Source organism: Parapedobacter deserti (assembly GCF_042646065.1).
In the GTDB taxonomy this organism is placed as follows: Bacteria; Bacteroidota; Bacteroidia; order Sphingobacteriales; family Sphingobacteriaceae; genus Parapedobacter; species Parapedobacter deserti.
In genome coordinates, this window is sequence record NZ_JBHRTA010000060.1 from 24,549 (window position 1) to 46,543 (window position 21,995).

The following is a 21,995-nucleotide window of genomic DNA, read 5'->3' on the forward strand; positions in this document are numbered from 1 at the left end:
CTCGTCTTTGTTAATTTGGTTAAATTGCTATACCTCAGGCTCCTGTTGACTTAAGCAATGCCAGCTACCTAGCCCCCAGATGATATCCGTGCTATCTATGCCGATCACGCGACGGTCCGGGAAACAGCCTGTGAGAATGTCAAGTGCTTTTCGGTCATTGGTATCATCGCGGTAAGTTGGTACCACCACCGCGGCGTTGGCGATGTAAAAGTTAGCATAAGACGCGGGCAGCCGCTGCCCGTCATAGACAACCGGCTTCGGCATCGGCAACTCGACGATATTGAGCTGTTTGCCGTTCAAAAGCCGCATCTTTTTCAGCAGCCGCAAGTTGTCTTTCAGGATCGTGTGGTTTTCGTCGCTGGTATTTTCTTCAATAGCGGTCACCACGGTATCGGCATTGACAAACCGGGTGATGTCATCGATATGGCCGTCGGTATCATCACCCACGATGCCATCGCCAAGCCATAGGACTTGCGACACCCCGTAGTATTCGAAAAGGTATGCTTCGATTTGGCGTTGCGTCAGATGCGGATTGCGGTTGTTGTTCAATAGGCACGACTTGCTGGTGAGTACGGTCCCCGCTCCGTTGAAATCTACTGAACCGCCTTCCATCACGATGCCAGGGTGGTAGACCGGTAGGCCCAAAGCTTTGCCCACCAGGGTCGGGACGATGTCGTCCTGGTCATATGGTGGGTACTTATTCCCCCAGGCATTGTAACCCCAGTCTATGATAACCTTCTTGACATCCGCATCAGGATTAATAAGAAACGCCGGACCGTGGTCGCGGCACCAGGCATCGTTGGTGGGATGGTGGTAAAAGGCGATGTTCACCAGGTTTACTCCAGCGGCTGCAAGGTACGCGGATGCCAACGCTTCCATGGTTTCATCAGCTACGTTGATGCAGACCTGCTCACCCGCCGCTACCTCCTTGACAAATGTGCAATAGGGGGTGTAGACAGCGTCCAGTTTGCCGGGCCAGCTGGCCTCTTTATGGGGCCAGCTCAGCCACGTGGCGCGGTGGGGATGCCATTCTGCGGGGAAAAAATATCCCGAGTCTTTTGGTGTCGGCCTCGTCATGTCGCGCAAATTCTTAAACTATTTAGGAAAAAAACTGGAAAAATACAGCATGATTAGAGACTTCCGACTATTCATCAATGAACCGCTTGGTTATCTGCGCGTAGCTATCGATTCGTCTGTCACGCAGAAAGGGCCAGTGTTTGCGGAAATAGTCTGATTGGGACAGATCAATTTCTGTCACTTCTGTTTCCTCGGCATCATGCGAAGCCAGATATAGTAATCTCCCTTGAGCATTGGTAATGAAGCTGCCGCCCCAAAATTTCATTGCGCCGTCCTGTTCAAAGCCAACTCGGTTGACACTGATTACAGGTATTCCGTTGGCAACCGAATGGCTGCGCTGGATGGTCTGCCATGCGTTGTATTGATCTTGGTTGGTTTCGTCATCCTGGTCCGTAGCCCAGCCGATTGCTGTGGGGAAGAAAAGCAGCTCTGCGCCCATTAATGAGGTGATGCGCGCGGCTTCCGGGTACCATTGATCCCAGCAGATCAGCACGCCAATGGTCGCATATTTCGTTTGGAAAACCTTATAGCCAAGATCACCTGGTGTGAAATAGAACTTCTCGTAGTATCCCGGATCATCAGGGATATGCATCTTGCGGTACTTGCCGAGGTATGAGCCGTCGGCATCGATCACAGCCGTGGTATTGTGGTATAATCCTTCTGTCCGTTTTTCAAAAAGGGAGGCCACGATGACGACACCCAGTTCGGCGGCTACGGTTTGCAATGCCGTTGTAGAGGGGCCGGGGATGGATTCGGCTAGCTCAAAATTGTCGTAGTCTTCCACATCGCAAAAGTAGAGCGAAGTGAATAGTTCCTGCAGACAGATAATCTGCGCGCCCTTGCTGGCGGCTGTGCGGATCTGATCCATAGCCTTAGATAGGTTAGCAGCTTTGTCAGCCACACAACTCATCTGCACCGTTCCTATTTTTACTTTGGTCATGATAAAATACTCCTAAGAATGCAAAGGTACGAAAGTTGTACTGTAGACTGAAACGAAAAAGGACGTCCGGCTACGCCTACCAGAGGCGAGACCGGACGAGGTTTGTTTGAAGTAACGGGTCTAAGTGGTCAGAGCAGCTCTTCGAGGTGTTCCATTAGTACCCTTCCCCGAAGCGAAACAGCGACAATTTTTCCTTCGGGGTCGATCAGGTAATTCATTGGAATGGACTGCACACCGTAAGCGCGTGCAGCGGCATTGTCCCACCCGTTCAAATCCGAAACGTGTGTCCAAGTGAGTTCATCTTGATGGATCGCATCAATCCATTTCTGCCGGTCCGCGGCTTTATCTAACGAAACACCCAATACCGTAAAATTTTTATCTTTAAATTGCTGGTATGCGGCCACCACATGCTTATTTTCGGCGCGACAGGGTGCGCACCAGGACGCCCAGAAATCCAGGAAGACATATTGGCCACGGAAGTCTGAAAGACTGACAGGGTTTCCCAGCGTGTCGTTCATGGTGAAGTCGATGGCATCCTTCCCGATGCCCAACTTCTTTGCGACTTCCAATTGTTGTGCAATACGCTTGCCGTCATCAGAATTCCGCCATGCTTCGCTAAGGCTGTCATATACCTGTGCCATCTCTTCATGGTGTCCGGCCAAAAAATGAGGTGTAGCGATTTGCTTTATCAACATAAAAGAAACTTCAGAAGTGGGGTGGGCTTTCACGAAAGCGATGCTTATGCTATCTTTTTTTGCAACCAGATTTTTATCGGTCCGGATGACACCGTGCCACCCAACGCGCTTGAGTTGCTGCTGCAGTTCGGCGTATTCATCCTGTGCTATTCCCCCCTCAATTTTGGCGGAAGCCACATCGTGGCCAGTTACCGATGTAATGCCTCTTTCCAAAAAAAATTCTCGCGTGTCATTCTTCTTCGTTTCCTCTGGTTGCAGAGGAGCCTTCGGATGTTCGACGTACAGCAGCACCTTCGTAGGCCTGGCTACGGTGCCGGCAATACGGAAGGCACCTTTACGAACTTTTGTGGTATCATAACGAGTCTTGGCACCGTCATGATACACGAGCAATACTTGCCCTCCTTCCATATCGGAGTTACTAAGCATTCCTTTTAGTTCAAATGTTTCTTGTGCTGATACCACTCGGAATATTCCTACAATGTATAGTGCCAGTACGGTTGCTTTAAACGGTTTAATCATCATAAATGCTGTTTTCGGACGGACATCAACTAAACGACATTCGAGTTAAGTCGTTTCCCAGCCTTTTAGAATTTTTTTAATTGTTTGTCTGAAATTTATCCGTTGTTCAATGATGTAAAAGTTCTTTCACTTTATTAAACAATGTTTCCCCCCGAAGATTGGTTGCTACTATCGTGCCTTGATCATCAATCAATAAATTTTGCGGAATCGCGCGTACACCATAAAGTATAGCCACAGGTTCCTTCCATCCTTTGAGACTCGAAACATGGTGCCAAGGCATTCCGTCTTCCGCAATGGCCGCTTTCCACCGGTCCGGGTCTTCATCAAGCGAGATGCTCAAAACGGTGAATCCCTTATCTTTAAAAGCGTCGTATGCTTTAACTACATGTGGATTTTCCTTTCTGCAAGGACCGCACCAGCTCGCCCAAAAGTCGACCAATGTATATTTATTCTTCGCCAAGACATCTTTCAGGCTGAGTTTGGCACCGTCGGGTGTCGTCGACACAAAATCTATGTATTCCTTCCCGGTGAATTCGCCTTTTGCGCGAAGTAATCTTTCGCCAAGTTGTTTTCCCAATACTGTTGCCTTTAATTCTGGACTTAATTTATCGTAGAATGGAAAGGTAGTCTCATAGTTAGCCAATCTACCTTGTGCGGTCTTATCTAGGTGATAAAGTGCTACATAAGAAGTGGGGTTCTGTATTACAAATTGATGTATGGTTTCTCGTTTAAAGTGGGTGTACTCATCCAAACCGGCCAGCAGTTCCTTTAGATATGCCTTCTTCGCTTCGCCTTCTGGCATATTCTGGAAGGTATTTAATCCATCCACAAACTTTTTGTCTACCGGCCTGAGCGTTCTAGCTAACTTTTCGTGTGAATCGGCCAGTGCCGTACCACGGATTTTAGCATGGCAAAGCGAGTCATTCGCTTGTACGCGGATGGTTCCTTTTGAAAGAAATAAATCAATACGATCCCCAGTGTCCTCTCCCTCCAAACTCAATTTCCCCAAAGTTGGCGCACTCACTGTTCCTCTCAATTCGAAAGCGCCATTCGCTATGCGGACGCTGTCTATGATTTTTATCGTGTCCTGTTCATAATACAATTTTATGAATTTGCCTGCGCTTGCGGCTCCCACTTTACCTTTGATAATAAAATCTCCACTTTGGCAAAAAACAGTTATAGGGCTTATCAAGAGTGCAAATAATGCTGCAATGTTTATAACTTTCATGTCTTTATTTGATTATATAAGTAAACCTTAGTTGGAAGCTCGCCAATTGATATCCTTGATCTTAATCATGTCTGACCACGTGCTGTTTTCCTGAAGTAGGAGTTCGACCGTATTTGGATTGGCTCCTACCCTATAACGACGCAATGTGCCTTTTGTATCCGGACTGTATGTGCCTATATATAAGCTATTGGTCTCATGATCGATTTGGGTATCGAACTTGAGCATCGTAATGGTGTGGTCACCTATTTCTGGGAATGTATAGATCTTTTCAAACCCCGGATTATAATCGTAAGCACGCAATATGCCTCCTACCGAATAGAAGATCACGCTACGGTTGGAAGAGAATGCATAAAAATCTGCTTTATTAAAATCTACAGCCATTGACTTCACGATGTATGCACCCCGCTTAGCCGGATTGGTGCCGTTTGCATAAAACTTATAAATGTGATGGGTGTTATCACTGTCCCGCATGATAGCAAACGAGTTGCCATTGATAGACCCTCCGTCTGTGTTACGTGTATTTTCAGCATATACAAGAGTACGTCCTGTTGGCTGGTTCCAAGGAAAAATATCATCGGCACCATCCGTCAATACTGTAGAGGCAGTGGCTACCCCGATGCTCGTAAAACTCAGGAATCGCTGATTTTTCACATCGTACCACATGAAATTGTTCATAGCACCGATAGGATACAAAAGATAAGGCGCGGCAGGAAGCCGGACTTCCTGCTCAGCGGCCACCCGGTTGACAGGATTATTATAGTAGTCGCCCCCCATTAGTAAAGGCACACCCGCAAAGATATCACCCCCGGTGGTGACAATGGCACGGTAAAGCGTACTGCCAATCGCTCCCGCCCCGGTGCGGATCTGCGGTGCAATTACTACAGGGTGCAAGGTTTCGGGATCAATATATTCAGATATATATATAAATCGGCTGAAGTTGTTATCTGTTGAGGCTGCCATGGTGGCGCGATCCAGATAGTAGGATCCTGTTTTGGTCATTGCCCAGAGTCGGATATAGGCTTCACTACCTCCGGTATGCACTAGGCTAACCGGCTCCCGTAATGGAGAAAGACCACTTGTTGACAGGATATTCCGGATGTGCACGGTATCAGAAATCATCGACAGCATTTCAGCTTCGGCAAACCCGTTCTCATCTTCACCTATAATCAGCAGACCACGTGAGAGTATCGTGCCAACAGTAATCGTGGTGTTGGCAGTCCACGTCACGCCGGTTTCTCTATCCAGCACCCGGTAGTAAAGATCGTGAGGGACAGGATTTAAGCGTACAGGATATATCAGATTGCGTTGGCGACCGATAGTATCTCTTTCCGTGGTTCCTGTTCTCAAGATCCAAAGGTACTCATATCGGGATGTATCCGCGCCATCAAGGGTCGCGGTAATGGTCGGTTGAATACGCAAGGTATCAATTCCGGTTCGTACATTATAGTTACTGCTCACGCCATTGATGGTCAGTTCATTGATGTCTGAATAATCATAATTTCCTAAGTCTTTGCTGCAGGAACTCAGCCATATCACAGACACGAGTGCGATAACGTATTTATATATGTTCATTGGTTTTTCATTATGACTTTGAAACGATAAGGTAATGATGTAATCATCAGTTTCATTATTTGATAACTTATAAGTATCCATGTTTAAGGTGTAGAAACCCAAGGGACACCAACATAAGAAGTCCATGGCACCGCGCCCATCCACATTAGTCGTCCGTCGTCTTCCAACACTGGGTTTCCGTCGTTGAAGCGCTTGACAAGAGCTGATGCGCCATCGGCGGCTATTAACATTTGCCGAGCCATCGGCATGGTTTCTGTACTGGCAAAATCTTCATATGATAACCCTAAGTTTTCCATCAAAAACTCCATCTTTCTTCGTGTAAATACACCGAACAGACCCGATTCTCGATTACCGGCTTGTAAGGAGCCTGACCATACGGCTGGCCGAACCATAACATCGTTGATTTTTAATGTGTGCAGGCTTGCATCAAATGTGGGAACAACTTGTCCTGCATTAAGTGATGGAATGGCGTCCCATTCCGGAAAAGATAGCTCGAAATCAGCGGTGGCTACCAGACGTAGGCCCAGCGTAACGGGGTTGTCTTCCAAATCGGGCGTACGGTGCAAAGTGACCGTTACGTAAGTGGATATGGCCCCTGCAGGGATTGTCCATTCTTGCTGTATTGTGTCATAATGTTGCCCTAAGACCGCGGTGGTCGAATCCGGGTTGACTTCTAAACGGAAGGTGCGGTTGTAATCTTTAACTGGACCCGTGATCATTACAATAGCTGGATAATCAACCGTGTTGCCGTCGATCCGTACAAAATCTACATCGCTGTAGGGCTGGTAGGGCCACAGATTGGGAAGAATGGTGCTGCTACCATTATGCCGTACGGCAAAGTAAACGCCCTCTCGGCCTTTGTACCCCATCATTTCCTTTTCGCAGCTCGTAAAGCAGAACAGGAGCTGGAAAAAGGCGATATATATCAATATTTTTTTCATGTTACTATATCTTTTGTCTTAGTTTCGTTGTGCGGTTTCGCTATCGGGCAATGGCACTCGATAATTGTTTAACACCATGTTCTTTTCTGGGTTGATGCTGACGGTAGCATTATTTGGGACTGACTGATAGGCGTTCCTTTTATAGAAGAAGAACTGTTGCCCCTCGCCGATCATCTCTCGCCTATATTCTTTGCCAATTTCCAGCTTTAATGCCGCGGGATCTGGGGGGTTCAGGCTGACAGCGTTCCGAGCAGTCCGTAGCCGATTGAGATACTCAAGGCCTGTGGATGGATTTGGATGGCACTCTGCTGCGATCAGCAGCACCTCGGAAAGCCTGATTAGCGGAATCATGTAGCGGCCCGGCCCGTCCACGACATCAGCGTATTTCATGTTGGTAGTCGCAGTGATCGTACCTGTTGATGCGCTTTGCCAAATTCTGCGGCGATAGTCGTTGGCATCATCATAGATCGAATTGACCCGGATTTCATTGACATCTTCCGAACTGAAAGACAATTTACTCTCCTTTTGAAGATTAACGTTAAAAAGCGTGTTGTACATGTTCACACGGTTGATATCATACAATGAAAACATCACTTCGGTGGAAAATACCCGGTCTGGTCTTTCTATGTGGGTTGCGTTGGCAAAAGTAACGTAAGGAAAAACCGATTTATCCGTAGTTTGCACCTCATTCAACAGGTCCTCGGCCTGGATCAAGGCCGCTGCTTTATCAGATTGCCATAGATAAGCACGGGCCAACAACGCTTTGACCGCATAATAGTTTAATCGATATTGACGATAATGCAGGTCATTGGAACCTGAAGCATTGTTGTAATGCCGGACGCCTTCTGTCCGGACAGGGTCGGTTTGCTCTAACAGTAACAATGCCGCAGTAAGATCGGCTGTAATTTTTTGCATGACTTGTTCCGATCCTAACAGCGGGAAAACGTCATAGCCACTCCTGTCGACATAAGGCATGGCTGCCTCTAATTTGCTTTCTTCTGAATAAATCGGGCCGAACAAACGGAGCATGTCCAGATGCAACATCGCACGCAAAGCCAGGCTCTCTCCGGCGATAATCGAGTAATATGGCTCGGGCAGTGCATCGCTGGGAGCGTTACCACACTTTTCAAGAATCACATTGCAATTCGCAATCAACTCATACGCTTTGCTCCAAGTCCGGTCAAAGGTAGTTTTCACGCCTTCGTCAGTATAAGCAAATGTGGTGTAGTCATAAAACCGATGGGTTGAGCTATTTATATAATAATATTGTGCCAATACATCGATCGCTCCTGCACTCATATTTTGTCCATACAGATCTATATGGGCCAATTCTACATACACGCCGTTCAGCGCTTTCATAAAACCATCCCTGTCGATAAAAAGCTGGTCTTCCCCAAGGCGATCGCTGGGCTTTACGTTTACCCATTTATTACAGGATAGTAAAAATAGGCTGAATAACATGATGACGTTTATTTTATAGAGTGTTCTCATCTATTGCTTGATTATGTTTAAAAACGAACTGCCGTGGAAAAGGAAACTGATCTCGCAAATGGATAATCGATGCCCCGTTCATTCTTGATCGTTGAAATATGGAAAATATCGTTCATATAGACCCTGAGGGTGATGGACGAGGCGCGGATATTTTTTAACCACGCCGCAGTCGTAGTCTCATAGCCCAATGAAAAAGACTCACCGATCAGCATGTCGTTGTCCACGACAAATCTCGATGACATCGGCGTGTATTCTGTTCTCGATATAGCTTTAAACCGGGCTTCATCCCCGGGCTGTTTCCAGCGATCGTAAAGTGCCCGCTTATCCTGGTTCAGGGCAACTCCCCTTAGGGATATATTTTCAACTTTCTCATAAAGCGTTTGCATGAAAGCTTGGCCGCCTACCCGGTACCTCAGATTGACCGAAGCCATAATCCCTCTATAATTGAAAGAGGTGCCGAACACGCCTTCCAGATTTGGATCACTATTGCCGACAACCGTCTCGTCCCGGAAATTGTGAACAAATGTCTGCTCGCCATTTATATTCAGGAAGATTTCGCGTCCTGTAGCCGGGTCGATACCGACGGATCTTACAGCCCAGAGATCAGAAGGACTTCCGCCGTCGCGATACCGTGCCAAGTTCCGGCTTCTATTGGCCTCATTGAAACCACTCAATTGGTTTCCGATATGTTGATATTCCGCTTTCAGCTGACGCATATTCAGATTGACGCGCCAATTAAAAGCTTGACGTCTGATTAGGGCGTAATTCGTGACTAACGTGAAACCACGTGTCACCTGGGTACCTAAATTCTGCGCCGCCCGCGACACACCAGTAGAGGAGGGGAGTGTTACGAATACCAACAATGGATCGGTCGTCTTCACGAAGTAGTCGGCATTGATGCGCAAGCGACTGCCAAGGGTCGTTAGGTCAAAACCGATATTGCGATCCAGCGTCGTCTGCCATTGAAGGTTTCTGTTTCCCATATTGTCAATGATAGTGCTGGCCCCGAACGGGTTACGGTTTTCATTGTTGTATCGGTAGATGCGCATGGAGATGTAATCGTCAAAATTTTGATTACCGGGGTTTCCCACAGATCCGCGCAAACGGAGCTGGTCGACCCAAGCCCAATCCTTGATGGCAGATTCATTGTGGATGTTCCAGGCCAGGCCAACTGACCAAATGTTGGAAAATTGTCTGGCGGAGCCATAAACAGATGAACCGTCAGATCGCAACGTAGCATCCATCAGATAACGTTGGTCGAAAGCATATCCGAAATTTATAAAGAAACTGGCGCCGCGTCGTATGGATTCCTGATAGTCGGCGCGCTGCCCTTCCGGATATCCTAACGCGAAATTGGGGTTGGAAAATTCATCATCAATAAATCCACGTACCTGATATGCACTTTGCCGTCGCATAGCTTGTTCTAACCGCATACCGGCAACAGCATTCAGCATGTGTCTTTCTGAGAAGAGCTTTCCGTATGTCAAACTGAAATCGCCATCATAGTTGAGGTTTTTCCCATTGGATTCGTTGTATCTTCCCCGCTCCAAAACATCGGTCCCTAAGAACTCCGTGTTAAAAGGTGAGCGGAATATTTCATCATGAGTAGAAATACTACGGATACCGAAGCGGCCACGGATACGTAATGCCTGGATGAGATTCCATTCCATTTCAAAGTTGTTGATAAACCCATACGAACCTTGCCGGTTGATATTCAGATTGCTCTGGTTGTACAACGGGCTATATATAGGATCGAATCCCGATTGGGTAGCACTGAAATCCTCCAACACCATTTTTATATTGCCAGCCCCGTCGTATTTCCTGTGGTAGGGATTGGCCCTGGAATAATCAGAAAATGGCGAGGTCTCCTTATTGGCCTGAACGTTATCGATGCTCAAGGAATTGTTCACGGAAAACCTTCCTCTTCTGTACATCAGGCGCACATTTCCATTGGTAACTTGTCTGTCGGATCCTTCCATGACGCCCTGGGTCATCCCGTGGTTAAAGGAAACGCTGTACCGCAAGCTTGCATCACCGCCTTCTGCGAACAGCGTATGGCGTTGTGTTACAGCAGTGCGGAGCGGTTCGTTTGCCCAATAGGTGTTTACACCGCGACGTACCTCCTTCAGGCGGTTATAGTAATTGGCTTCATTATTAAGGTTTGCTCCGACAATGATACTCCCTTCGTCGTTAAGTGCGCCATAGAATCCGGATAAAAGTTCAAACCGGAGCTTCTCTTCCGCATTCATTAAATTGTAGTCGGTGAGATCTGCAAAACTGACACTTCCGTTCAGGTTGTAATTAATGCGCAGCTGCCCCGGAACAGGCCGTTTAGTTTCGACAACCACAATGCCGTTGGCTGCTTTCGAGCCATAGATGGCGGTAGCAGCAGCGTCTTTAAGCAAGGTTATGCTTTCCACACGATCCATGCTCAGATCACTGATGATAGCGAGTGTACTTTCGAAACCATCCAGAATGAATAAAGGTTGGTTGGGGTTGGAACTAAATTCCTCGGTCAACCCAATAACACTACTCTTACCGCGGATTTCGATATCCGGCAATCGGTTGGGGTCAGAGCCGAACTGGTTGTTGTCTATGATCGCAAAAGATGGATCAAGGGTTTTGAGGCTTTGGAGCACGTTTTGGTTACCTACTACCTGTAGATCTTTTGCTGTATAAGTCGCTGAAGAGCCCGAAAAGCTTTCCCTTTGGCGTTGGTAGATACCAGTTACCACCACATCTTGGATGGCTTCGACACTCATCGCAAGGGAGACATCGAGCACCTCTTGGCCATTGTAGCTTATTTCCCGGCCTTCCCTTCCGATTGCGGAAAATAGTAGTGTAGGATTACGTATTTCCTGTGGGACAATAATTCGGTATCTGCCTTTGTCATCCGTGCCGGCTTGTATATTTTCGCCTTTCACCTGTACGGTCACTCCAGCCAGCGGCTCTTGCGTATCCACAGCCGTGACACGCCCTGTGATCACTCGCGGCTGCTGGGCCGCCAATGGCGCATTGGCTATTGTCTCAGTTGTTTTTCTGAAAAGTGATATGGTGTTGTCTTCCAATTCATAAGCAATAGGCTGATCCACCGTGATCGCATTGAGGAAATCCCGTAGGGGCATGTTGCGGACATCTATCGTAACCGGCCCCGCTTCCTCCATCAGCCGCTTTGAACTGAAAATCGTATAGCCGGTCTGGCTCCGGACCGTCTTGATCACGCTTGGAAACGGGATATTCGTTCCCTTGAGCGTAATGCTTTGTGAATAACCGGAAGCGCTGATGCTCAGCGCTCCGCCAAGAAGCAAAAACATGATGATTCTCATCACTCGTAAAATGCGTTTTTTCATTAACTTTAACCCTTGGTTTGGATAGTTGGTAATTCTATTTGCTAAGATGGTGTTGCTTGGTTATCCGGACGACAGCAGGGAAGGGCGGACATCCTTTCCTGTTTTTGTCTTTTGGGGATAAATACAACTTGGGGTGTGGGTAGTTTTTAAGTTTCCATACATTTTGTGTTAGGTTCTAATTTGTTAATTGTTTCCTATTTGATCGTTAGTTGCCGCTGCCGGACATCCAAATGATAGTCTATTTCTGCGACATCCAGCACGCGCAATACGAGGCCGAGGTTCTGGTTTCGGAAGGCGTCGCCCATCAACTCTGCATCAGGGACATTTCGTTCGTAGACAATCTCCAGATCATACCACCGGGATAGGTCTTGCATCACCTGCTCAAAGGTCTTATTGTTGAAACTGAATTTGCCATGACGCCAAGCGATCTCATCGTCTACAGAAGCGGTTTGCTTGCGAATTTGGCCGTTTATAACCGCCTGTTCACCTGGTTGCTTTAGGAAAACGGGCTTCGTCATTGGAGCGGCTACCTTCACCGCGCCCGAAACGAGCGTTGTCTTAGTGACCTCTTCATCGTCGTAAGCGGTTATGTTGAATTCGGTGCCCAATACCTGCACGGCCTGCCCTTTCGTGATCACCCTGAACGGTCGCTTTGCATCCTTGGTAACGGCGAAATATCCTTCACCAGATAGTTCTACAATCCGTAGTGAATCGGTAAATTGGACGGGATAAGTGATGGTTGATGCCGAATTGAGCCACACCTGAGAACCATCAGAGAGCACCAGCTCGTAAATGCCGCCTCGGGGTGTCGACAATTTCAGTAGTGGGGACGTCCCCATGCGAGCGCCCATGTGGTCTGGGCTTGTGAGTATCTGCTTCCCATCGTATCCCGGAATATGAATAGCAGTTCCATCGTAGTAAGTGATTTGATCTCCCACTTCAATGCCCGACTGTGCCTCACTCAGGTCAATGGTCCTGCCGTTTGGAAGCGTGAGGACAGCTTTATTACCGCCAGGGGCGATGTCGGAAGCGACGTTTCTTTGACCCTCTGCAGCATGTCTGCTGTTGAGGAGCAACCAAGCGCAGGTTACAGCCAGGATCATTGCAGCGGCGCACATCCACCACGTGGCCGCTGTCGAAAGCCGGCGGCTTATCTTTCGCGAAGGCCGGCGTTGTGCAGTATCTTGCCGCATGATGTGCCGAGCAAGAGCCTGTGCTACCGCTTCCTCTTCCGCCGGCAGTACGTGATCATAATCACGAAGTGTGTTGGTCAACCAGGTCGTATCTGCTGCCTTATGTAGCAACGCACGGTTAGCGGGGTGACTATCCGCCCACGAAATCAGTTCGTTCTTTTCGTCCGTGGTCAGCTCTCCACCTATATGCTTGCGTAATAGGTAAACGACCTTGCTTCTTTCCATACAATTGGCGTTTTTCAGCTCTTAAGCTGGTTTCTATTGTATAGAACAGGAAAAGGTGTTAAATCTGTAAGGAATTGTTAAATAAATATTAATTTTTCCACAAATGGGCCTGCAGGAAAAAGCATAATATAAGCAAACGATTTTTGAAAATCCGCTGAAGTGATCGGACAGCAAGCGATTTATTCAGGTACACTGCATTAGCGGATATACCTAGTTTGGCAGAAATTTCTTCGACGGAAAGGACTTCTAAGTAGGTCATTTGGAAAACCTGCCGCTGTTTGTCAGGTAATTTTTCAATTTCTCGATAAATGGCTTCAAGCAGTTCCAGTTCGATGAGCTTCGCCTCCATATCCGGCTCGTTGCTCATCACCTGTTCTGCCTCCAACCGGTGTGCTTCTGTAGAACGGCGTGTGTGCGCTGATTGGACATGGTTGATGCATGCATGGCGAGTGACCACATAAAGGAAAGATCGGACATCCGTAAGCGAAGTAAATTTGTGACGTGATTGCCAAAGCTTGACAAAACCGTCATTGGCGATCTCTTCTGCAGTTTCCTGATCTTTGACTATCGTCCAGGCGAAATACCGCAATGACCGATTATGCAGCTTTATCAGTTGCGTAAAGGCTCGCGATTTTCCGTGCCGGAAGTCGTCCAACAAATCGGTAGGTTGGGGCTTGCTCATTGCAGGATACGAATAACGGGAAAAATTTGATGAAAATCAAATAACCCAACGTGCACATCGGTGGCAGTAAATCAGCCCGCATGTGCGGATCGAATTCAATGGCGGATATATTTCCCCCATAGCCTTGACACCGGGTGGTATAAACGTGGGGCGACAACGTTGCTGATTTGTTGCCGCCGGATTACGGTCAATAGGTTAATTCATATGCCGCCACTTCATTTTTGAGGAAGGTAGGCACAATGACCAAGTTTTTTTCCGGTACGAAGCCGATATCTGCGGTGTTGGATTTTTCAGCCTGTGTGTCCAGAATTACAGTAGTTTCGGTGCCACGGACGAAAAAAATCTCCCCATGCCATCTGCTGGCCACAAAGGTGCTGTCGTTAAGAATTATCAACCCGTCGCCTCCGGTTACTTCACTGTTGATAACCTCCGGTGTATACTGGTCGTCGTTGCTGAATCGCTTCAACCCTTCTCCATCCAGCGCGTACAAAACGCCGTTATGGCATTCGAGTCCGTTTACATTAGGCGTGCTGGATGAAACAACGGTATAGTTGCCATCGGTCGTCATGCGGTAGATTTTGCCCGCACGTGTGTCTGAAAAGTACAGCTGGTTGCCGTCCGTGGCCATGTCGTTCAGAAATACGGCGTCCTCCACTGGAATGGTCCGCTCAATGGCTGCCGAAGCCACATCGATTATTTTTACTGCGTCAATGTCGGTAACGTATAGCTTGCCATTGAGCAACGCCATCCCTTTGGGTGCATGAAGATCACCTTCCACCCATCTGAGGTCCCTGATGGTGCCATCGGTGTTCATGATGGAGATGAAACCGTCGTTGTCTTTTTCCGCAGCTTTGGTGTTGCCATTGGACACATAGATGATATCGGCTTCCGGGTCATATAGTGCTGACTCTGACCCGGTGAATGCGGTGTCCGTTTTCCACGAAAGCGTCAATTCGGGTACACCGGAAGCTTCCGGTGTCGTTGTGGTGCCGTTTTGCGAGCCGGTGCATCCCAGCAAAGCTGAGGCGGCTGCGGCAAGAAAAAATGAATGTTTCATACTTAGGCGTTTAGTTTATCGTGATTAAAGCTGTTTTCGCAATCGAGCTACAGGTATCCCCATTGCTTCCCGATATTTCGCCACCGTGCGGCGGGCGATGGTATAGCCCTTTTCTTTCAATATTTCTGTAAGCTTTTCGTCGGCTAATGGTTTCCGCTTGTTTTCGGTAGATATGCATTCTTCCAAAATTTTCTTCACCTCCTTGTTGGATACTTCCTCGCCGCTGTCGGTTTGGATTGCTTCAGAGAAGAACGACTTCAAGAGGAACGTGCCGAATTCTGTCTGTACGTATTTCGAATTGGCCACCCGGGATACGGTGGAGATGTCCATGTCTATACGATCGGCAATATCTTTAAGAATCATCGGTTTCAATTTACGCTCGTCTGCCGTAAGAAAATACTCGTACTGGTAGTCCATAATGGCATTCATGGTTTTCAGTAGCGTTTGTTGACGCTGTTTGATGGCATCGATAAACCATTTTGCCGAATCGAGTTTCTGCTTGACAAATTGTACCGCCTCTTTCATCTTCTTGTCCCTTTGGGACGCTTTGTCATAGTGGTCGAACATCTCCTGGTAGGTCCGGCTTACCCGTAGTTCGGGTGCATTGCGGGCGTTTAGCGTTAGGTGGAGTATACCTTCGTTGTTGGTGATATGAAAGTCGGGGATGATGTGCAATTGCTTTCCGGCAACCGCACCCGAATCGCCAGGTTTCGGATTCAGCTTAAGTATTTCATTTACAATATCCTTCAATTCGTCCGAAGTGATGTTGAGCGAGCGTTCGAGCTTGTCATAATGTTTTTTGGTAAATTCATCCAGGTGGTTTTCTACAACGGCCATTGCCTTCTTGATGATCGGGTTGTCCTGATCTTTTTTGCGGAGTTGGATAAGTAGACATTCCTGAAGACTGCGGGCACCAATGCCTGGCGGATCGAATTCCTGAATGACCTTCAGCATGTCTTCCACTTCGTGTTCCTCCGCGATGACGTTTTGGGAAAAGGCCAGGTCATCGATGAGGGATGATATGGGGCGCCTGAGGTATCCGTCGTCATCGAGGCTGCCGATAATCTGCTGTCCGATAAGAAAATATTTGTCGGACAAGGCTAGAAGATCCAATTGTTGCTGGAGGTTTTCGAAAAACGAATCCTGGATGGCGATGGGGATTTCTTTGCGGTCATCGTCGTCATCACTGTTATTGTTCTGACTGGAACCGTAGTCGTTGATATCGTCTGCCTGCAGGTAATCATCTACGTTGAATTCGTCCATCTCGGTCGACTGCTCATTGTCGCTAAAGCTTTCCTCGTCCGGATCTTTGTCCGGATAATCCTCGGCGGGCTCATTCATGTTGGCAAGGCTGATATCCTCCAATGCGGGGTTCTCTTCCAGTTCCTCCTTGATGCGTGCATCCAATGATACCGTAGGTACCTGCAGCAACTTAATAAACTGAATTTGCTGAGGGGACAGCTTTTGTAATAGTTTCTGTTGTAAGGTCTGCTTTAGCATAATCAATTCACTTCACAAACATACGCAAAATATGCGAATACCGCCAGTTTTGGCGTGTGCATAAGACAAGTGCTTATGGCATGCATGATCCCATCGTGCTGTTTGTATTTCGCCAAATCTTCGTCGGATGCTGTTTGGAAGGCTAAACAAGAGAGTCTTGGCTATTGTTTTGGAATGTGATGTCTAACCATTCCGGTATTACCGCGTCACTGATGGCGGTATCCCGCGTTGGCGACCCTTTTTCCTTGTCACCGCCATCATTGCGAACAGCAGGTCTGCGGGAATCCGACTGATGGTTCAGGTCGTGAAACAAAAAAGGACACGCTTGAGTGTCCTTTACTGTTTTTCGATGCAATAACGTATTATAGCTGCTTTTTCAGATTATAGCTGCTTTTCCAGTTTGTCCGTCAAAACGGACTTAGGTACCGCGCCGATCTGCTTGTCGACGATCTGCCCACCCTTGAAAAACAGCAATGCTGGAATATTGCGGATTCCGTATTTTACCGATATGTCAGGATTGTGGTCTACATTCACTTTACCGATGACGGCCTTCCCGTCATATTCCTTGGCCAACTCTTCCACAATGGGGCCTACCATACGGCATGGGCCGCACCATTCTGCCCAAAAATCTACCAATACGGGTTTGTCGGATTGCAATACGACTTGGTCGAAATTGCCGTCTGTGATTTCTAATGCCATGATGTTAGTTTGTTATGCTTAGAGCCATAAGCCAGCGGCTTGTTGCTTTCAGCGTATGTTACTTCAGTTATTTGCTACTTTTGCCCAGGCGGCTGATCATCGACCGCCGGCCACAAAGATACGGATCAAATTCTTTGCCACCTATACATTACCGACATTCTGACACTAATTTAACTTGTAGTTGACACCCGTCATATCAGTCAGTGCCTCGATAAAATCGTTACTGGGACTAATTTTCAACCCTTTAGAAGGCATTTCGATGCTTATTTCCGATTCGAAATCGCGCACAGCAAACCGCAATTGACAGGTCTTGCTTTCATGCTTTTCGATATTGGTACTGACGAGTTGTTGAATCCGGGTAACGAAGCTGTCGTTCAGCTCATGCAGCGGCACCTGTATTGTAAGGCATTTGGCCAGCTTATCCCGAAGGTCGGAAAGCAACTGGATGCTTTTTACCTCAAAGCCCCAGTTTCCCGCTTGCCGGAACCGCTCTTGTATGATGCCCCGCACCTGAATGAAATACCCTTCATGAAGATAGCCTTTCATTTTCACATAGTCTTCGCCGAACAATGCGATCTCGTAAGCATCTGAATAATCTTCGAACACCATCACACCAAAAGGCTTCCCGTTTTTGGTGACACGGTGGCTGGCGGTAGTGACCATACCGCCAATGATCAATTCCCGGTTTCTGATTTTGTTGAATTCCTCACGCGTCTCTTCGTCTACGTCCGTCCCTTTGATCTTATCTATCAAGGTGAGCATTTTGACCGGGTGCTGACAGAAATGGTTGATTTCAAACCGGTAATTATCGAGCGGATGGCTGGTTAGGTAAATTCCGATAACGTCTTTTTCATATTTCAGCTTTTCAATCAATCCCCATTCTGGGCAGAAAGGCAGGGTAGGTTCGGGAATCGGGGTATTGCTGCTGCCGCCAAACAAACTTACCTGAGCCGAATTTTCACTTTCCCGGTACTTCACTCCATATTTCAGCGCTTTTTCCAGTATAGAGCCACCGTCGCCGTCTGTATGGAAATATTGTGCACGGTGGGTGCCTGCAAAGCCGTCGAATCCCCCCGCGTAGGCCAGGCTTTCAAACGCCTTTTTATTGGCGGCGCGCAGATCGATGCGCCTTGTCAGATCAAAAATTGACGTGTAACGTCCGTCTTTGCGGTTCTGCACAATGGTTTCTACCGCTCCGGCACCGACACCTTTAACGGCACCCATACCAAAGCGGATGGCGCCTTCTTCGTTTACGGTAAACTTATAGTACGACTCGTTCACATCCGGTCCAAGTACCTGGAGCCCCATGCGCTTGCATTCCTCCATGAAGAATGTGACCTGTTTGATGTCGTTCATGTTGTTGGAAAGCACGGCAGCCATATATTCCGCTGGATAATGCGCTTTTAGATAAGCCGTTTGATAAGCTACCCAAGCATAGCAGGTGGAGTGCGACTTGTTGAAGGCGTAGCTCGCAAATGCTTCCCAGTCTTTCCATATTTTTTCAAGTACCTTCGGAGGATGTCCGTTGGAAGCCGCCTGGTCAATGAATTTGGTTTTCATCTTGTCCAGTACATCGCGTTGCTTCTTGCCCATGGCTTTCCGCAACACGTCGGCCTCACCTTTCGTAAAGCTTGCCAATTTCTGGGAGAGCAGCATCACCTGCTCTTGGTATACTGAGATGCCGTAGGTTTCTTTGAGAAATTCCTCACAAGCTTCCAGGTCGTAGGTAATGGGTTCCAGCCCATGCTTGCGACGGATGAAGCTGGGGATATACTCCATAGGCCCGGGCCGATATAGTGCATTCATCGCGATGAGGTCGCCGAATACTGTAGGCTTGAGTTCCTTCATATACTTCTGCATGCCCGGCGACTCGTACTGGAAAATGCCGATGGTTTCGCCGCGCTGGAAGAGCTCGTATGTTTTTTGGTCGTCTATTGGAAAATCGTCCGGGTTGAGTTCGATGCCGTGGCGATGTTTCACAATCTTCACGGTGTCTTTGATAAGTGTAAGGGTTTTGAGGCCAAGAAAATCCATTTTGAGCAGCCCGGCGCTTTCCACCACTGAGTTATCAAATTGAGTTACATACAGGTCAGAATCTTTTGCCGTGGCTACAGGAACAAAATTGGTGATGTCATCAGGTGTGATGATAACTCCACAGGCATGGATTCCGGTATTGCGGAGGGACCCTTCGAGTACCTGCGCTTGTTTGATTGTCTCAGCTTCAAGCCCCGTGCCTTGTGCCATGGATACTAACTGCTGCACATTTTCAAGCTCTTCGGAACGGAGTGCGCTTTTGAGCGCCTGTGCATCCATGTTGAAGATTTTGTTAAGCTTCAGGTTAGGGATAAGCTTGGCGATCTTGTCGGCTTCGAACAACGGGAGGTCCAACACCCGAGCCGTGTCGCGTATGGATGACTTTGCAGCCATGGTGCCGTAGGTGATGATCTGGGCCACTTGGTTTGCGCCATATTTGTTGATCACATAATCCATGACACGGCTCCGACCTTCGTCGTCGAAATCGATATCAATATCGGGCATGGATACCCGGTCGGGATTGAGGAACCGTTCGAAAAGCAGGTCATAGGCGACGGGGTCGATGTTGGTGATACCCAAGCAATAGGCTACAGCCGATCCTGCCGCCGATCCACGGCCGGGCCCGACCGACACACCCATGTCACGCGCTGCGGCGATGAAATCCTGCACGATTAGGAAATAGCCGGGGTAGCCTGTCCGTTCGATGGTAGCCAGCTCGAAGTCTAGCCGCTCCCGGATCTCAGAAGTGATTTCAGAATACCGCTTTTTCGCACCCTCGTAAGTAAGGTGCCGCAGGTACTTGTTTTCGCCCCGCTTACCGCCGTCAAGGTTGTCTTCGCTTACCTGAAATTCCTCGGGTATTTCAAACTTCGGAAGCAGCACATCCCGGTACAACGAATAGGGTTCGATTTTGTCGACGACTTCCTGGATATTAAGAATAGCTTCAGGAAGGTCAGCAAAGTTCTTTTTCATTTCTTCGCCCGATTTGAAGTAATATTCATCATTGGGCAGGCCGAAACGGAAACCGCGCCCGCGCCCCTTGGGTGTCGTCAGTTTTTCGCCGTCCTTTACGCAGAGCAAAATGTCGTGCGCGTGGGCATCTTCCTTCTTAATGTAGTATGTATTGTTGGTGGCTACCACTTTTACATCATGCTTGGCTGCCAGTGCCACGAGGCTTTGGTTTACCCGATCTTCATCTTCCTGCCCATGCCGCATCACCTCGATGTAAAAATCGGTACCGAAGGTCTGCTTCCACCAGAGCAGCGCTTCCTCTGCCTGGTTTTCCCCCATGTTGAGTAGCTTGTTGGGAATTTCGCCGTATAGGTTGCCGGAGAGCACAATGATATCATCCTTATAGCGCTCGATAACAGTGCGATCAATACGTGGCACATAATAAAATCCTTTGGTATAGGCTATGGACGACATTTTCGCCAGGTTGTGATAGCCATTTTTGTTTTTGGCAAGGAAGACCATTTGATACCCATTGTCTTTCCTAGTCTTGTCCATATGGTCGTCACAAACAAAAAACTCGCAGCCGACAATCGGCTTGATGATGACTTCTGTAGGTGCCTCTCCTTTTTCAATGGCGGCATTATTCTTGGTTTCCGCCGCCTTATTGTGGTTGAGCACGTGACTAACAAAGTGGAAGGCACCCATCATGTTGCCATGGTCGGTGATTGCTACTGCAGGCATCCGGTGTGCAGCCGCCGCCTGTACAAGGTCGCCGACTGATATGGTGGACTGCAGCACCGAGAATTGCGTATGGTTGTGGAGGTGCACGAAATCCACAGCGGCCATATCGCGCTTATTGGCTTCGAGGTCTTGTGTGGGGATTGCGGTTTGCTGCCGACTTTGCAGGCGTTTCCTAATGTCATCCGAAGCCGCTTTTAAATTAATATGTGTGAGCCCAATAGGCTTGATTGGGTCGGGATTGCACTGCGTGAACTCCAGAAAGTATCCGGTGTCCACTTGCAGCTCCGCTGGTGTAAACACTTGCCGCTTAATTAGTTCAAGGAAACACCGGGTCGTCGCTTCCACATCGGCGGTGGCATTGTGCGCTTCAGCGAAGGGTATGCCAAAAAGATACTGATGCAATTCGGTTAGGTTTGGCAATTTATACTTGCCCCCCCGGCCGCCGGGGATTTTGAGCAATTCGGCCGTTACTTCGGTGCAGGTGTCCAATACGGGCATCCCGGCCAACGGGTTGCCCAAGTTCAGCCGGTGGTATTCGCAGGCCATAATGTTGACGTCAAAACCGATGTTCTGGCCTACCACGAATTTGGTTTTAGCCAACGCTTGGCTGAACTCCTCGAGTACGCTACGCAGGTCAGCCCCCTGTTCCTCGGCCAACTCGGTCGAAATGCCATGCACACGCTCCGCATCAAAGGGGATGTTGAATCCGTCGGGTTTGATCAAATAATCCCGGTGTTCAATCAGGTTGCCCATGGCGTCATGCAGCTGCCAGGCAAGCTGTATGCAACGCGGCCAATTGTCGGTATCCGTGATAGGAGCGTCCCAGCGCTTAGGGAGCCCAGTTGTTTCAGTGTCAAAAATCAAATACATCGCTTGCCAGATAGTATGGAGGTAACCAAGTTACCAGAACAAACTTACGTCTTTTTTGGTGGAAACCCTAACGATGAGTTAAGCTCAACGGCAAGTTATTGTTAGGGTAGGAGTTAAATTTTCCACATCAATTGCCGATTGACCAGGGCTGCACTTCCCTTGCAAAAATGATATCAATATCGTGATGTTGGGCGGTTGTCGTCAGTACTCGATTCGGGTTGCAGCCGAGT

Annotated in this window: 14 protein-coding genes; all 14 read right to left on the reverse strand. The window is 48.1% G+C overall.

Annotated elements, in window-relative coordinates; genetic code table 11:
* Nucleotides 1-27: 27 nt before the first annotated feature.
* The 14 genes from ACFOET_RS19015 to dnaE all read right to left on the reverse strand — a co-directional run bounded on the left by ACFOET_RS19015 (nt 28) and on the right by dnaE (nt 21,765).
* Nucleotides 28-1,077 carry an agmatine deiminase family protein gene (locus tag ACFOET_RS19015; RefSeq protein WP_379025645.1) on the reverse strand — a complete coding sequence of 350 codons (1,050 nt, stop codon included), beginning with the start codon at nt 1,075-1,077 and terminating at the stop codon, nt 28-30.
* Nucleotides 1,078-1,144: 67 nt separating this feature from the next.
* On the reverse strand, nt 1,145-2,017 hold the full coding sequence (locus ACFOET_RS19020; protein ID WP_379025647.1) for a carbon-nitrogen hydrolase: 873 nt from the start codon (nt 2,015-2,017) through the stop codon (nt 1,145-1,147).
* Nucleotides 2,018-2,145: 128 nt separating this feature from the next.
* A complete protein-coding gene (locus tag ACFOET_RS19025) occupies nt 2,146-3,234 on the reverse strand; it encodes a redoxin domain-containing protein (RefSeq protein ID WP_379025649.1) in 1,089 nt (362 codons plus the stop codon).
* A gap of 103 nt (nt 3,235-3,337) precedes the next feature.
* Entirely contained in the window at nt 3,338-4,459 is a 1,122-nt protein-coding gene (locus ACFOET_RS19030; protein ID WP_379025651.1) for a redoxin domain-containing protein, read from the reverse strand.
* A gap of 27 nt (nt 4,460-4,486) precedes the next feature.
* Nucleotides 4,487-6,031: a PKD-like family lipoprotein gene (locus ACFOET_RS19035; RefSeq protein ID WP_379025653.1), complete on the reverse strand. Its 1,545-nt coding sequence runs from the start codon at nt 6,029-6,031 to the stop codon at nt 4,487-4,489.
* Between the two features lie 83 nt (nt 6,032-6,114).
* Nucleotides 6,115-6,972: a DUF4843 domain-containing protein gene (locus tag ACFOET_RS19040; protein WP_379025655.1), complete on the reverse strand. Its 858-nt coding sequence runs from the start codon at nt 6,970-6,972 to the stop codon at nt 6,115-6,117.
* A gap of 18 nt (nt 6,973-6,990) precedes the next feature.
* Entirely contained in the window at nt 6,991-8,463 is a 1,473-nt protein-coding gene (locus ACFOET_RS19045) for a RagB/SusD family nutrient uptake outer membrane protein (protein ID WP_379025657.1), read from the reverse strand.
* A gap of 17 nt (nt 8,464-8,480) precedes the next feature.
* The gene (locus ACFOET_RS19050; protein ID WP_379025798.1) at nt 8,481-11,789 is read right to left on the reverse strand and encodes a SusC/RagA family TonB-linked outer membrane protein; all 3,309 of its coding nucleotides are present in this window, start codon (nt 11,787-11,789) and stop codon (nt 8,481-8,483) included.
* A gap of 218 nt (nt 11,790-12,007) precedes the next feature.
* The gene (locus ACFOET_RS19055; RefSeq protein WP_379025659.1) at nt 12,008-13,231 is read right to left on the reverse strand and encodes a FecR domain-containing protein; all 1,224 of its coding nucleotides are present in this window, start codon (nt 13,229-13,231) and stop codon (nt 12,008-12,010) included.
* Nucleotides 13,232-13,319: 88 nt separating this feature from the next.
* The gene (locus ACFOET_RS19060) at nt 13,320-13,913 is read right to left on the reverse strand and encodes an RNA polymerase sigma factor (protein ID WP_379025661.1); all 594 of its coding nucleotides are present in this window, start codon (nt 13,911-13,913) and stop codon (nt 13,320-13,322) included.
* A 187-nt stretch (nt 13,914-14,100) separates the two neighbouring features.
* Nucleotides 14,101-14,970: a hypothetical protein gene (locus ACFOET_RS19065; protein ID WP_379025663.1), complete on the reverse strand. Its 870-nt coding sequence runs from the start codon at nt 14,968-14,970 to the stop codon at nt 14,101-14,103.
* 24 nt (nt 14,971-14,994) lie between these two features.
* Entirely contained in the window at nt 14,995-16,470 is a 1,476-nt protein-coding gene (gene rpoN, locus ACFOET_RS19070; protein WP_379025665.1) for an RNA polymerase factor sigma-54, read from the reverse strand.
* Nucleotides 16,471-16,851: 381 nt separating this feature from the next.
* Nucleotides 16,852-17,169, reverse strand: coding sequence for a thioredoxin (gene trxA / locus ACFOET_RS19075; RefSeq protein ID WP_379025667.1), 318 nt, complete (start codon nt 17,167-17,169; stop codon nt 16,852-16,854).
* 165 nt (nt 17,170-17,334) lie between these two features.
* On the reverse strand, nt 17,335-21,765 hold the full coding sequence (gene dnaE / locus ACFOET_RS19080; RefSeq protein WP_379025669.1) for a DNA polymerase III subunit alpha: 4,431 nt from the start codon (nt 21,763-21,765) through the stop codon (nt 17,335-17,337).
* Nucleotides 21,766-21,995: the final 230 nt, after the last annotated feature.